Source organism: Sulfolobus sp. A20, assembly GCF_001719125.1.
In the GTDB taxonomy this organism is placed as follows: domain Archaea; phylum Thermoproteota; class Thermoprotei_A; order Sulfolobales; family Sulfolobaceae; genus Saccharolobus.
This window is the reverse complement of the sequence record NZ_CP017006.1, coordinates 338,947-352,020: the sequence shown is the minus strand read 5'-3', so window position 1 is coordinate 352,020 and position 13,074 is coordinate 338,947. Positions and strand designations below refer to the sequence as shown.

Annotated in this window: 18 protein-coding genes; 10 read left to right on the top strand and 8 right to left on the bottom strand. The window is 32.6% G+C overall.

Translation table 11 applies throughout. The features are described from left to right. Positions 1-30 precede the first annotated feature (30 nt). Entirely contained in the window at positions 31-195 is a 165-nt protein-coding gene (locus tag BFU36_RS01745) for a 30S ribosomal protein S30e (protein WP_069281756.1), read from the bottom strand. Between the two features lie 67 nt (positions 196-262). On the opposite strand from BFU36_RS01745, the gene BFU36_RS01740 reads away from it, so the two are divergent. From BFU36_RS01740 to BFU36_RS01720, 5 genes are read left to right on the top strand one after another with little or no spacing between them, the layout of a single operon-like run. Next, on the top strand, positions 263-1,495 hold the full coding sequence (locus tag BFU36_RS01740) for a C/D box methylation guide ribonucleoprotein complex aNOP56 subunit (protein WP_197490540.1): 1,233 nt from the start codon (positions 263-265) through the stop codon (positions 1,493-1,495). Positions 1,496-1,501: 6 nt separating this feature from the next. Beyond that, positions 1,502-2,203: a fibrillarin-like rRNA/tRNA 2'-O-methyltransferase gene (locus BFU36_RS01735; RefSeq protein WP_069281753.1), complete on the top strand. Its 702-nt coding sequence runs from the start codon at positions 1,502-1,504 to the stop codon at positions 2,201-2,203. Positions 2,204-2,207: 4 nt separating this feature from the next. Next, positions 2,208-2,618 (top strand): DUF61 family protein, encoded by a 411-nt coding sequence (locus BFU36_RS01730; protein WP_069281752.1) that lies wholly within the window; start codon positions 2,208-2,210, stop codon positions 2,616-2,618. A 3-nt stretch (positions 2,619-2,621) separates the two neighbouring features. Next, a complete protein-coding gene (locus BFU36_RS01725) occupies positions 2,622-3,566 on the top strand; it encodes a helix-turn-helix domain-containing protein (RefSeq protein ID WP_069281751.1) in 945 nt (314 codons plus the stop codon). After that, entirely contained in the window at positions 3,532-4,677 is a 1,146-nt protein-coding gene (locus tag BFU36_RS01720) for a tRNA (guanine(26)-N(2))-dimethyltransferase (protein WP_069281750.1), read from the top strand. Before BFU36_RS01725 ends, BFU36_RS01720 begins: the two co-directional genes overlap by 35 nt. On the opposite strand, the gene BFU36_RS01715 is transcribed toward BFU36_RS01720, so the two are convergent. The 3 genes from BFU36_RS01715 to BFU36_RS01705 all read right to left on the bottom strand — a co-directional run bounded on the left by BFU36_RS01715 (position 4,666) and on the right by BFU36_RS01705 (position 6,373). After that, the gene (locus tag BFU36_RS01715; RefSeq protein WP_069281749.1) at positions 4,666-5,040 is read right to left on the bottom strand and encodes a transcription factor TFIIIC; all 375 of its coding nucleotides are present in this window, start codon (positions 5,038-5,040) and stop codon (positions 4,666-4,668) included. The genes BFU36_RS01720 and BFU36_RS01715 overlap by 12 nt on opposite strands. 188 nt (positions 5,041-5,228) lie before the next feature. Further along, positions 5,229-6,110 (bottom strand): transcription initiation factor IIB family protein, encoded by an 882-nt coding sequence (locus BFU36_RS01710; RefSeq protein WP_069281747.1) that lies wholly within the window; start codon positions 6,108-6,110, stop codon positions 5,229-5,231. Then, positions 6,107-6,373: an H/ACA RNA-protein complex protein Gar1 gene (locus tag BFU36_RS01705; protein WP_069281745.1), complete on the bottom strand. Its 267-nt coding sequence runs from the start codon at positions 6,371-6,373 to the stop codon at positions 6,107-6,109. The genes BFU36_RS01710 and BFU36_RS01705 overlap by 4 nt, the downstream gene beginning before the upstream one ends. A gap of 176 nt (positions 6,374-6,549) precedes the next feature. Between BFU36_RS01705 and BFU36_RS01700 the strand changes: the two genes are divergently transcribed. Both BFU36_RS01700 and BFU36_RS01695 read left to right on the top strand, forming a co-directional pair. Next, positions 6,550-7,455, top strand: a complete 906-nt coding sequence (locus BFU36_RS01700; protein ID WP_069281742.1) for a coiled-coil protein — start codon at positions 6,550-6,552, stop codon at positions 7,453-7,455. After that, on the top strand, positions 7,427-8,494 hold the full coding sequence (locus tag BFU36_RS01695) for a DUF373 family protein (protein ID WP_069281740.1): 1,068 nt from the start codon (positions 7,427-7,429) through the stop codon (positions 8,492-8,494). Before BFU36_RS01700 ends, BFU36_RS01695 begins: the two co-directional genes overlap by 29 nt. Here the strand turns inward: BFU36_RS01695 and BFU36_RS01690 are convergent. Further along, positions 8,478-8,684 carry a DUF5622 domain-containing protein gene (locus tag BFU36_RS01690; RefSeq protein ID WP_069281738.1) on the bottom strand — a complete coding sequence of 69 codons (207 nt, stop codon included), beginning with the start codon at positions 8,682-8,684 and terminating at the stop codon, positions 8,478-8,480. The two genes, BFU36_RS01695 and BFU36_RS01690, sit on opposite strands and share 17 nt — an antisense overlap. 44 nt (positions 8,685-8,728) lie before the next feature. Here BFU36_RS01690 and BFU36_RS01685 point away from each other — a divergent pair, with 44 nt between their 5' ends. Next, positions 8,729-9,571, top strand: a complete 843-nt coding sequence (locus BFU36_RS01685) for a BadF/BadG/BcrA/BcrD ATPase family protein (protein WP_069281737.1) — start codon at positions 8,729-8,731, stop codon at positions 9,569-9,571. Here the strand turns inward: BFU36_RS01685 and BFU36_RS01680 are convergent. Next, on the bottom strand, positions 9,560-10,123 hold the full coding sequence (locus BFU36_RS01680) for a TATA-box-binding protein (RefSeq protein WP_083216337.1): 564 nt from the start codon (positions 10,121-10,123) through the stop codon (positions 9,560-9,562). The two genes, BFU36_RS01685 and BFU36_RS01680, sit on opposite strands and share 12 nt — an antisense overlap. 79 nt (positions 10,124-10,202) lie before the next feature. Further along, positions 10,203-10,958: a metallophosphoesterase gene (locus BFU36_RS01675; RefSeq protein WP_069281734.1), complete on the bottom strand. Its 756-nt coding sequence runs from the start codon at positions 10,956-10,958 to the stop codon at positions 10,203-10,205. 35 nt (positions 10,959-10,993) lie between these two features. On the opposite strand from BFU36_RS01675, the gene dph5 reads away from it, so the two are divergent. Both dph5 and BFU36_RS01665 read left to right on the top strand, forming a co-directional pair. Next, positions 10,994-11,764: a diphthine synthase gene (dph5, locus tag BFU36_RS01670; protein ID WP_069284537.1), complete on the top strand. Its 771-nt coding sequence runs from the start codon at positions 10,994-10,996 to the stop codon at positions 11,762-11,764. Continuing rightward, on the top strand, positions 11,746-12,426 hold the full coding sequence (locus BFU36_RS01665) for a DUF357 domain-containing protein (protein ID WP_069281732.1): 681 nt from the start codon (positions 11,746-11,748) through the stop codon (positions 12,424-12,426). Before dph5 ends, BFU36_RS01665 begins: the two co-directional genes overlap by 19 nt. Before the next feature lie 8 nt (positions 12,427-12,434). Here BFU36_RS01665 and BFU36_RS01660 read toward each other — a convergent pair whose 3' ends face one another. Then, complete coding sequence (locus tag BFU36_RS01660; protein ID WP_083216336.1) at positions 12,435-13,061, bottom strand: DUF120 domain-containing protein; 627 nt, start codon at positions 13,059-13,061, stop codon at positions 12,435-12,437. Between the last annotated feature and the right edge of the window lie 13 nt (positions 13,062-13,074).

Genomic DNA, 13,074 nt, shown 5'->3' with positions numbered 1-13,074 from the left:
AAGATAGATAAGTTTAAACAAAAAAATTTGTTATCTAGCAACTGCACGCTCTTCTGGTTTAGCCTTTAATATTCTCTTCTCATATTCTTTCTTGTTTCTTACTCTTGGTACTTCTTTATGTTTCTCCTTCGGCTGAATTTTAGGTGTTTGACTTCTTACTTTTCCAGCTTTTGTTAACGATCCGTGGGATGGCATATAGAGATCAAAATATAAATAACACATTTAAACTTAAAAATTTGCCAGATAGGTTTTGTAGTGATAAGTGATGAAAATATATTTGATTGAACACGTAATTGGATCCTTTGCTTACGATCAAGATGGTAAACTAATAGACAGTGTAATTAACCAGAGGGAATTGGGTAAGCTAACCGAAGAGCTGATAAATAATGAAAAGGGAGTCCCATTCTCTTCAACAATTGAGCTACTGAAAAAACTAAAGATAGATGAAGTTGTAACGGAAAATGAAGCTGAGATTCCGAAATTACAAGAGCTTGGATATAAGGCAATATATGAACCTCATAATAAAGTATCAAGAATATTTAGAGATAATGTACAGAAGATTGCAGTAGAGAGTAAGTTTGCTAAGGATGAAGAAGATTATTATAATTTTCTCTATGAGTTATCATTAGAATATACAAGGAGGAAGTTGAGATCAGCCTCGCAAAGAAGGGATCTTTTGGCGATTCAGGCAGTAAGAGCAATAGACGATATTGATAAGACTATAAATCTGTTCTCAGAAAGGTTAAGGGAATGGTATAGTATTCATTTCCCAGAATTAGATAAATTAATAGAGGACCATCGAGAATATGCTAGTATAGTTTCTAAGTTTGGTGATAGAAATAGTATAAATAAAGAGGATTTGAGCGAAATAGTTTCAAATGATACCAAAATAAATAGGATTATTGACGCTGCTAAGAAAAGTATAGGTGCTGATATCTCAGAAGACGATTTAACATCTATGAGGATGATATCAGATACTATAATTCAGTTATATGACATAAGAAAGAATTTGACTAATTATTTAGAAAGTGTTATGAAAGAAGTAGCACCTAATGTTACAGCTATAGTTGGACCAACGCTAGGTGCTAGATTATTAAGTTTAGCTGGTAGTTTAGAGGAATTGGCTAAAATGCCAGCAAGTACTATTCAAGTTTTAGGGGCAGAAAAAGCGTTATTTAGAGCGTTAAGAGGTGGAGGTAGACCTCCTAAACATGGTGTTATATTCCAATACCCAGCGATACACACTTCTCCCAGATGGCAAAGAGGCAAGATAGCTAGAGCGTTAGCAGCTAAATTAGCTATAGCTGCCAGAGTTGACGCTTTTAGTGGTAGATTTATTGGCGATCAGTTAAATGAACAATTGAAAAAGCGGATTGAAGAAATTAAAGAGAAATACGCTCAACCTCCACCAAGAAAACCACAACAGCAACCTCAAAAGCCTAAAAGAGAGGAAAAAGGTAAAAAAGGTGGAAAGAGAAAGAATAAGAGGAAGTGAAGTTAGATGTCGGAAGTAATTAAGGTTAGACCGATAGAGAACCTTGAGAACGTATATGAATGCGAATTTAACGATAATACTACTAAACTGTGTACTAAGAATTTAGCTCCAGGGTATAATGTTTATGGAGAAAGATTAATCAAGTATGAGGGAGTGGAATATAGGGAGTGGAACGCGTTTAGAAGCAAGCTAGCGGGTGCTATCTTGAAGGGTTTAAAGTATAATCCTATTAAGAAGGATGAAAAAGTGTTGTATTTAGGCGCAGCTTCTGGTACCACGGTCAGCCACGTTTCTGATATTGTTGAGCTTCGAGGAAAGGTGTATAGTGTAGAGTTTTCGCCTAGGGTTGTGAGAGAATTATTACTTGTAGCCCAAAAGAGGCCTAATGTGTTTCCAATATTAGCTGATGCTAGATTTCCACAAAACTATAGGACAATAGTAGAAGACGTTAACGTAATTTATGTGGATATAGCTCAGCCAGATCAGACAGATATTGCAATTTACAACGCTCAATTCTTCTTAAAGAAAGACGGTTATATGTTTTTGGTTATAAAGGCTAGAAGCATTGATGTAACTAAAGATCCTAAAGAGATTTATAAATCTGAAGTAGAGAAAATGGAGAACGCTGGATTTGAGACTATCCAAATCATAAACTTAGATCCTTATGATAGGGATCATGCAATTGTTTTAAGTAGGTATAAAGGGTAGGATTTTGATAGATAAGATATTTGAAATTGGACTTAAAGATTTATTCTCCTCTACGCCTGCAGAATATATTACGTTAAAAGAGGCATTGGAGGGAAAGCGTGTCATTAAATTGAATAATGGTTTTTATCATGAATTAAAGGAAGATGAGATTGATAATCTTTCAAAAAGAGTTCCAATATATCTTTGGTCATTAGTTAAGATTCCTTTATTGTTTACTAAGTCCACTGAGCTAGGTGAATTTCATATTAACGGCGGGGAATGGGAAAGGAAATTAGTTTCAGTTTTATTGCATAAAGAGATAGGCAATGTAATATTAACTACTGATGTAGAAAGACTATTAAAGGAGTATCCTTCATTAATATTTATAATTTTGAGTCCTACACTATTTATGGAATCAGAATCAAGTGAGATGTAAAAAATGAATACAAAGATTATCGATGAAATATTGGATACGCTTGAATTAAAAAAGTACAGTTACACTTTAATTAAATACCCAGAACATAGTAGGAAATCAGTTGACTTAATAATAAATTCGAGAGAACCGGCAATAGTTAAGTTTTCAGCAAATGAAAAAGTTAGTAAAGACGAGATAGCTGATCTAAAAAAGTTAGCTGTTTCGAGCAATAAAGCATCTTTGATAATCACTAATGAGGAACAAGATGATATAGTATCAATTAAGGCTGATAACGTTTTCGCAATATCTCCCGAAGGTCTTATGAGAGTACTGAACGGCGAGAAAATCTTCTTATATAGGACTAGGGGAGGTATATTTATAAAAATAAGACATGATGTGTTGAAGACTAGAAGAGAGATGATAGGATATAGTATAGGCGATTTGGCTAAGCTTCTGGGAGTTTCCAGAAAGGCTATATACGATTATGAAAGAGGAGATTCTGATGTTTCCTTAGAAATAGCGGAGAGATTAATAGATTTGTTTGGAGATGAAATAATAGGAGATATAATAAGAGATTCAGTAAAAGTTAAAAGAGACCTAGAAGAAGAGGATGAAGTTTCTGATACCTCGGTAGAGAATTTTAAAGTCAAGTTAATACATATTCTAAAAGAAGAAGGATTAAAGGTACTTTCTCTTAAACTTACTGCTGTAGATTTAATAGTCAAACCTTCCGGTGATAAAAACGAGAAATATATGATTGTGATAGAAGGCAAGGATTACGCTAAATCGTTAAAGAAGTTTAATGAAGCTAAGAAAATTGCCTCATATACCAACTCAGAGCTATTAGTCGTTTCAAGAAGTTCAAGAGTCATGAGAGAGTGTGAAAGTTTAGGATATAAAACTTATGAGGAGAATAGTATACACTCTTTAATAGATGAAATTAAAGGAGATAGTGGAGGGAAAAGCTAAAATACTCATACCAGATCCTTCTGAATATACAAAAGAAGGTAAATTTGATCCATCTTGGGCTCCCGTATTCTATAATCCTAAAATGGTACTTAATAGAGATATAAGTGTAATAGTTGTAAGTACACTAAGGCCAAAGATAGTAGTAGATACTTTGAGCGCTACAGGTATAAGGGGCATAAGATATTTTCTAGAATCTTGGAGAAGTGAGAATTTAATATTCAACGATAAGAATACAGAAGCTGTAAATCTGATCAAACAAAACCTGAAGCTCAATGGAATTGATGATAACGTAACTAAAGTGTATAACAGAGATGCTAACTCACTACTTTATGAAATAAAGGCTGATTATGTGGATATAGATCCTTTTGGAACTCCAGCTCCATTTATATTATCCTCAATAAATGCTACCATAAGGAAAGGAGTGGTAGCAATTACAGCTACTGATCTATCAGCATTAACTGGTTCTTCCGTTTTATCTGCTAGGAGAAAATATGATGTTATTAACTCAAAACTATCGTCGTCGAAAGAATTGGGAATAAGAGTTTTAATAGGCAAAGTTATAAGAGAAGCATCCATAATGGAGAAGACTGTATATCCTCTATTCTCTTTTTATTCTGACTACTATTATCGATTATTTCTTAGGGTCGATAAAGGTGCTAAGAAAGCAGACAAGGCTATTCAAACTCTTAAATATTTTGGAGAATGCCAGAAATGCGGTTTCCAACAATTCTTAGACGAAAGATGTAATAAGATCAAATGCCCTAGATGTGGAGGAGAGATGACTGTAATAGGTCCACTATATTATGGTTCTATCAATGATAAAGAGTTCATTCAAATGATTGAAAGTTCTATGGAAAAGTTCGAATATGTTAGTACGTTTAGTAAGTTAGAAAAGCTTGTCAGTGTCATTAAGGATGAGTGTATTTACGATTCTGTGTATTATAAACTTGACAAGATTGCTTCTAAGAATAAGATTAAAAATATACCACAAATTAATAAAATTCTAGAATGTTTAGGCGATGGAGTTAGAACTCATTTTGATTCAGTTGGAATTAAAACTAATAAAGAATATGAAGAAGTAATTAATTGTATGAAAAAGTTAAGCAGCTAATCTATCTAATATCCAATTGGATAATTTCCCACATGACTGAGGACTAACGTGAGCCCCATTTCCACATTTAGTTAAGCTTTTACAATTGAGGCAAGGAATATCTTGTATACTTTCTAATTTAATGTATATATTTAAGTCATAAGTATTATTTATTGGGAACAGTTTAACTACGTTTTTACCGTTTTCTTTTACAGCTTTTTTAGCAATAAGTTTCTTTTCGACGAGTTTTTTAACAATTATACTAACTTCCCTAATTGGTATACCCATACTTTTCGCAAGTTCTTGTTGAGAAATCCCTTTTTCTCCCATTTCCCTTATTTTTTTATGAATTAACTCCTCATAATTTATTGAATCTGTATCCATCTGTTACACCCGTGTTGGCTAAATATTATATATGTATGCCACACTTATTTACTTTACTGTTTTTATCTAACGTTAAGCTAAGGTACTAAAAATTGATAAGTTTTTAGTTCTTCTTGTCAAACTAAGAATAATTATACAATATAGTTAGATACAATATATTAGGTTTAATCTAAACTGAAAATTAAAATCTAAAGCATTACTGTAATGTCAAAACTATCTATTATTTCCTTATATCTGTTTCTTATAGTTACTTCTGTTATGTCTAAAGCCTCAGCTACTTCCTTTTGTGTTTTCTTAATGTCCATTAAAGCAGAGATGAGATATACAGATGCTGCGCTAAGGGATAGATAACCTTTTCCGCTCGTTAGTCCTTGTTTGTACATATAGTCTACAAGCTCTGATGCCTTTGTTCCTATTATTGGAGGTAATCTCAGTCTATCAATTATCTTTGGTATATACTCAGTTGGTCTCAATTTAGGTCTAAACTCTGGTATCGATTTTGCTGCGCTTTGAACTCTTTCTAAAGCCTTCCATAATTCGCTAGATGAAATTGAGTACCTTGATTTGAACTCTTGTAAGTGTCTAGGTATGTTATTTACTTGACATGAATAGTATAATGACGCTATCACTAGGACGTACTGATCTATCCTTTTAGTTAATCCATTCTCTACCATTTTCCTTAATATCAGTGACGCTGTTTCTTTGACGTGTTCAGGCAGTTCTAGCTTTGCACTTTCATCATTTAGTATTGATAGTAATGTTACTAATTTTTTGTCTTTTTGAGATACTCTGATCTTATTTTGAATTCTTTGCATTTTAATTGTTTTTATTCTGTCTTTAGCTCTCCCGAAACCGATTATAGTATGAAACCCCCAATCGTGAACCTTCGGAGTTGATGGGCTCCCGACTCTTTCTCTCTCATTTCTATCCTTAGAATTATACGCTCTCCAATCTGGTCCTAAATCTATTATGTTCTCCTCTATCACGTATCCGCAATTAGTGCAAACTAATATACCTTCCTTATGATCTTGTGTTATTACATTTTCTAATCCACAATTGGGACATTTCATCTCTTTCTCCTCCTTTGCTTAAAACTGACAAATATTTTACCAAGGTGAGAAATTTCGTAATTAATATTTACTAAAGCATATGGTTGTTCAACGTTTCCTATTACGTCTAAAATCCTCCCTATTTCTGCTCCATTTGAATCGTATGCAATTTTTCCTATTATATTAATATCTACATAATTAATATCTTTTCTTAGTTTAATTAGAGCCTTATTTTTAAGTATAGGTTTGATAAATTCTCCAATCTCCGTAAGGTTGTTTTTCATCACAGAGATAAATTAGACAAATAAACGTATATTAATAATTGATTATAATACCAATTGCGAATTCTGATATGTTAAACGTTGATTTTTGTGGTTTCAATTTTAAAAATGTGTCATAGTTCACGGTTATTATGTCGGAAATAGTTATTTAAATGTTTGCAACATTATTGTAAGCAAGCATGTCTTCAGAAACTGCTGAAGATGAAGCATATTTATATCAAAAATTGGCTGAGGTAAGAGACCTCATAAATAAGCTTAATCAAGATAAGTTAGATCTGATCGAGAAAATAAAGAGGCTAAGGGAGAAGAGAGCAGAGAAAATAAAGAGGCTAAAAGAGCTAAGGGAACAAGTAAATAATCTTAGGCAGGAGTATAAGATGAAATTAGAGGAGTTTAATCAGTTAAAGGAAAAGAAAAAACATCTTATTGAAATTATACAACAGATAAGGAAGGAATTCGAAGAGGTTAAAAATATCTCTTCTCAGAACCTTCGTAATCCCAATGCTATAGAGAAGAAGATAAAGGAATTAGAGTGGAAGCTTCAGACTGATGAGAGGATTACTTTAGAAGATGAAAAGAGGATAGTTCAACAGATAGCCGAGCTTGAAAAAAAGTTACAGATTGCTAAGAAGTTCCTAAAAGTGAAGGAGAAGGAAGCTGAGAATAGAGCTGAATTACTAGCAAAAAGAGTGGAATTAAGTAGTATAAGTGATAGAATTAAGACTCTCCTTAATGAAATAGGAGAGAAGAGGAAGCTTATCAGTTCTTTATCTCAGGAGAGAAAAAGACTAATAGAGGAAGTTAATTCTATAAATAAAGAAATAGAGGAGATTTCTAACCAAATAGAAGATATAAAGGCTAAGATAACCCAGGCTAGAAATGAACGTGATAAATTAAATCAACAACTGAAGAGCATGAAAGAGGGACTCTTACCTAAGTTACCTAATAAGGAGATTCTAGAGAAGAAGAAGAAAGAAGCTGAAGAGAAGCTTAAACAGAAGAAGAGATTATCGTTTGAAGAATTTTATATACTTTACGGGGAAATAGATAATACAGATGGTAAGGACAATAGTGATTTACATTGATATAGATGATGATATAGGAGAATTAGGTTTCTCTACTCCAGTTATAGGAGAAGAGAAATGTAAGGTCGTAATAGATAAAGCATCTACTATGATTCCTACTGATTCGGATTTTAATTCCATGGTAGTGGCTTATAATGTATATAAAAGCCTGAAAAATAAAGGTGAAGATGCAGAGATAGTTTTTATAACTGGCTCTAAGCAAGGTGGTTTGGAGGCTCAAATTGAATTTTCTAGAAAATTAGACGAAATAATCTCCGAGCTTATGCCTCAGAATGCAGTGGTCGTTTACGATAGCCCTGAAGATGCTAGTGTTATACCAATAATTCAATCTAGACTTAAGATCTTAGCTACTCAGCAGGTTATAGTAGAGCAATACAGGGGGGTTGAAGAGACTTATGCATTACTAAGTAAGTATATAAAGAAGGCATTAACTGAAGAACGTTATGCAAGAATCTTCCTAGGAGTACCCGGTGTAATATTAGCATTAGCTGGAATATTGTCAGCATTAAATCTCTCCGTTTATATAGAACCTGCTGTTTTGATTATTTTAGGAGCAGCTATGGTATTAAAAGGCTTGAAAATTGATGAAGCGATAGAGAATTGGTGGGAAAATTCTACCATAATGGTAATTAGTGCCACTATTTCTATAGTAGGAATTTTAATAGGCTTTATAAATCTATATTTTCAATTACAATTTAACAAGTTTTCCCTCCCAGTGATTGAGGCAGCATTCATAATACTGCAACTATTACCTTACGTAACATTTTCTGCTATAGTCTTATTTGGAGGTAAGGCTATTTCTAAGGCTTTAGAAAGAGATATTAAAGTATGGCATGATATAATTAGGATCATAAATATAATATTTATATATTTTGTATTGTTTAAAGTAATTAACAGCATAATAAATGATAAGTATTACTTAATTACACAGTCTCTTTATACGCTCATAATAGCATCAATTGGAATAATATCGGTATATATAACGCTTAATACGTTAGAAAGACACGGAATTTTAGAAAGAGTTATAAAAAATAATTAGTTATTTTATCTCTAACTTCAATGGGCAAATTATCCAGTTTAACTATTTCTACGTTTCTTGGTCTATATTTCGTAACGAATCTGGTTAAAACATATCTATCTGGTGAGTTCTCATCTCTGCTCTTAAGCACTCTAACCTTCAAGTATTTATTTCCTAGGTCTACATAAATATACTTTCCATGCTTTAGCATCGTATTGCACCAATTTTTATGTGAATTATTCCCTTATATTATTTATGGAGTATCTTCTAATAGATGCAGGTGGTACGTCAACTAAAGTATATTTTTATGATGGAAAAGAAATAAGTAAAGAACATAGGTTCCCTCCAGCGAGCGTAGCAACAGTAGGTATTCATAATTCCGTTTCACGACTTACTAATATAATATCTTCATTTAATAGAAAATTTGATGGAATTGCCATCTCATTGGCAGGCATAGATACCAATACTATAGCCAGACAAGTTAAAGGAATTCTATACAGGAACTTATCAGATTATTCAGACAAAGTAATAATAGAACATGATGCCCATGTAGTTCTATTATCTAATGCTCCAACTGGCTGTATAGTTATCTCTGGAACTGGAAGCATAGTTTATGGATATGATGGGAAGAAGAAGATAATAAAAGGAGATAGAGGTTGGTTAGTAGGTGATATCTGCTCAGGATTCTGGTTAGGTAGAGAGTTCCTAAGATACGTTCTGAACGAATTTCAAGGACTATCACGTAGAAGTTTAATTCCTTACTCTAACTTCAAAAATGAGGAGGAGTTGGTCAGATTTCTGTACGAGAACTCTTGTGATCAGGCAAAAATAGCTAATTTTTCAAATAATCTACTAAAAGCTGTAGAGAATAATAATAGAAAGGCTATCAATATACTAAGTAGTTGTATATCATCACTGTCTAGTATTGTTAGAGTAGTTTGTAATTCTGTTCATTCAAACACTGTATATTATTTCGGCGGGATGTTTAATTCAGAAATTTATACTTCATTCTTCACTAGAGAAGTTGAAAAAAGAGGTATAAAGGGGGTTAAGAGCAAAAATGTAGTAAACGGTTTAATTAACCTACTAAAGCTCTAATTCTTCTTCCTCTACCGGTTTTATACAGTCAAGTTCACTTAATCTGTCGAAGATTCTTTTTACAGCCTTGGATACTTCGTCTTCTCTCTTAGCCCCTGTAATTACCATCTTACCGCTACTGAATATTAATAGAACAACTCTGGGTTCATCCATTCTGAATATTAAACCGGGGAATTGTTCTGGTTCATACATATTGTTCTCTAGCAAATAGGCAGCTTTATCTAGGTTTACGTGAACATGTAAGTTAGCTGAGGCTACGATATTTTGTATTTGTATCTTAGGCTTACCTATAATTTTTATACCATATTTCTTGAGAGTTTTTATAATTCTTTTTACAGCTTTTATTAACTCCTCTGTACTCTTGGCTCCAGTAACTACCATTTTCCCTGACTTAAATATTAACGCAGTTACTTTAGGTTGTTCAAGTCTGAAAATTAATCCAGGAAATTGATCCGGATCGTATTCTATATTTGGAATGCTTCTTTCCATGGCGTATAGGTCTAGATTTTGTTCCAATGTCACCGTGGCTACAATATTTTCAATATTGACGATAGGCTTATAGCTAGGCGATGAGTTTGAGATATGGAATCACCTTAAAAACTTTTTTATTCTAAACTTATAAATCCCTCTTTTAAATAAGTATGTTCTTGAGAAGCCCTAATTCAGGGAATTCCATTATGCCTTCTCCTTCTATTATTACGTAAGGTTTTGCTTTTTCTAATATCCCGTGCTCTTTTACCAAATTACTTAAATAATTAGAATGTATTAGTGATATATCATTTCCAGCTTGATAAATCCCAATCGCTGGTAAAACTAGGATTTTAGAATTGACTTTTTCTTTTATTGGCATCACTAAGAAGGACTGAAACTTTCTAGCAAAGCCTAACTTATCTCTAATAGATATTCTAGGATGTTCATGACCTATAATATACGTAGTTTCCTCCCTTGGTTCTATCTGCTTATGACCATGTGTGATAAAGATTTCTCCTAAATCTATATCTTCAACTAAGTCAACATTATCAAACTTCTCTGTGATAAGGCTTATGTAATTATCATGATTACCTTTGACTATTCTCACATTAATTTCATTTTCCTTTAAATAAGTTAGAATTTCAGTTAATTCATCTCTCTCTTGTCTAGTTAGCCTTTCGAATGTATGCTTAAAATCTCCATTTATTATAAGGTTTCTCGCTTTAAACGTAGATATCGCTCTATTTAGAATATTCAAAAATCTCTTCTTCTGTATTCTAGGTATATATATTCCCTTCTTTGCCATTTCTTCTTCATAACCTATATGAATGTCTGACATTACTATACTGTTAATTCCTTTAATGTATATTACCGGTAAATCTTCTGCTATATAAACATCTTTAACTATCTCTAACACTAATGTTAAATGGATTATGGCATATATTATTTTTTATGGGAGTGTTGAATTTAGTTGGTTTAGGTCTAGCCAAGAAGTTTATTACGAAAAGTGCAGTGGATGCTCTATTGAATTCTGATTTTATATTTTTCGATAGATATACTTCTAAGTCTTGTGATATAAATACAGATTCATTGAAAGAGATACTAAACGGCAAAGATGTCATTGAGGCTAATAGAGATTTATTAGAAAATAATTCCAAAATCATGCTTAATTACTTAGATAATAATTATAAAGTAAGTATCGCAACAATAGGAGACGCTTTAATAGCCACTACTCATGTATCTTTAGCTTTAGATGCGAGGAAGAGGGGTCATATAGTTAATGTTATACCCGCAGTATCAGTTCATTGCTATATTGTATCTAAGTCATTCTTATCTTCATATAAGTTTGGGAAATCGGTTACAGTGACATTTCCGTACGATAATTTCATAGATTATGGTCCTTATCATGTTATTAGGGATAATAAAGAACGTGGACTACATACAATTATTTACCTTGATTTAAAAGATGGTAAAGCTATGACAGCAAATGATGCATTAAATATATTGTTATCGATGGAGGATAAACATAGGATGAACGTGATATCTAAGTCAAATATTGTTATTGTAGGTGCTAGATTAGGATGTGAAAACGAAAAAGTTATAGCGATGACGGTGGAAGAGGCCCTTAATTATGATTTTGGCGATACTCCTCATATTATAATAATCCCGGGGACTCTTCATTATATGGAGGCTGATGCTATAAAATGGATGCTAATGACTTGAGAACTCGTATAGAAAAATATATCAAGGGTATGGAAGAAAGATTAAAGAATATAAATATTAATGACGAAAAATATTCTAAGGTAATAGAGTTAGCTAAGCTTTATACTGAAGATTCCAAATATTATTTGGGGAAAGGTGATTATATTACTGCTTTAGTTGATATAGTATACGCTGAAGGTCTTTTTGACTCAATTAACATTATTAACGAAAAGGAGTTCAAATCAGATGTTTCCAAGAAAGTTTTTGTAGCTGGAACTTTTGATATAGTTCATCCTGGACATATTGAATTTTTGAAAGAGGCATCTAAGTATGGGAGGGTCTATGTGGTGGTAGCTAGGGATTCTAATTCCGAGAGAATTAAAGGTAGGAAGCCAATAAATGATGAAAATGTTAGATTAGAAGTGATAAAAAGTATAAGGTATGTTTATGACGCAATATTAGGTGATAAGGAAGATTTCTTAAAAAGCGTTGAAAGAGTAAACCCTGATATAATCTTCTTAGGACCTGATCAAAACGTAGATGAGAAGAAGTTATCAGAAGAGCTTAAGAAAAGAGGTCTTTCTCCGGAGATAATAAGGTTAAGAGAAAGAATTAAGAAATGGAACCACTCAAGTACTACAGATATTATAAACGAGATTAAAAAAAGATATTGTAATTCATAAATAATAGGTTAGACATATGCTTCTATTACTATTTCGTCGCCATCTTTAAGATTAAGTTTCTCTCTAAGATAATACGGTGATATTATTTCAACTACACTTTTTGGATGTGTAGTCCTTTGTGGGATAACTACCGCTGCTGGTTTTAGAGAATTTACGGATGCAGGATATAATTTGACTGCCCCTAACACTCTATCCTTGTATTTATATTCTGGTACCAGTAATGGAGGAGATGATTCAAGCATTAATCTGTTTTCTATAGACTGCCTGTCATAAATTACTACGTTTAACGTTCCGGGATATGGTTCGAAGCCAAGTAATTTACTTATCTGAGTTTTATAATATTCCATCGATAGAAATATTCTTCCTTCCCCTAATCCCGAAATGATTTTACCTTTGATTTGTATGGTATGCAATGTTAATATCGCTTCTTTTAAATCACTTAAGCAAGAATTTAAGATCTTTTCTCCCTCTTCACTAAGCCGAATTATTTCTCCTTCTTTAGAAATTATCCTAACTATTAATTTATCTTCTTCCAATTCCCTAAGTTTTCTCGAGACAGTTTGCTGAGAAAGGTTTAATATCCTTGCTAATTCAGACTGCGTAATGTAGGATTTTTGCTTCGAAAAGGCTAATATTTTGGCTAAAATA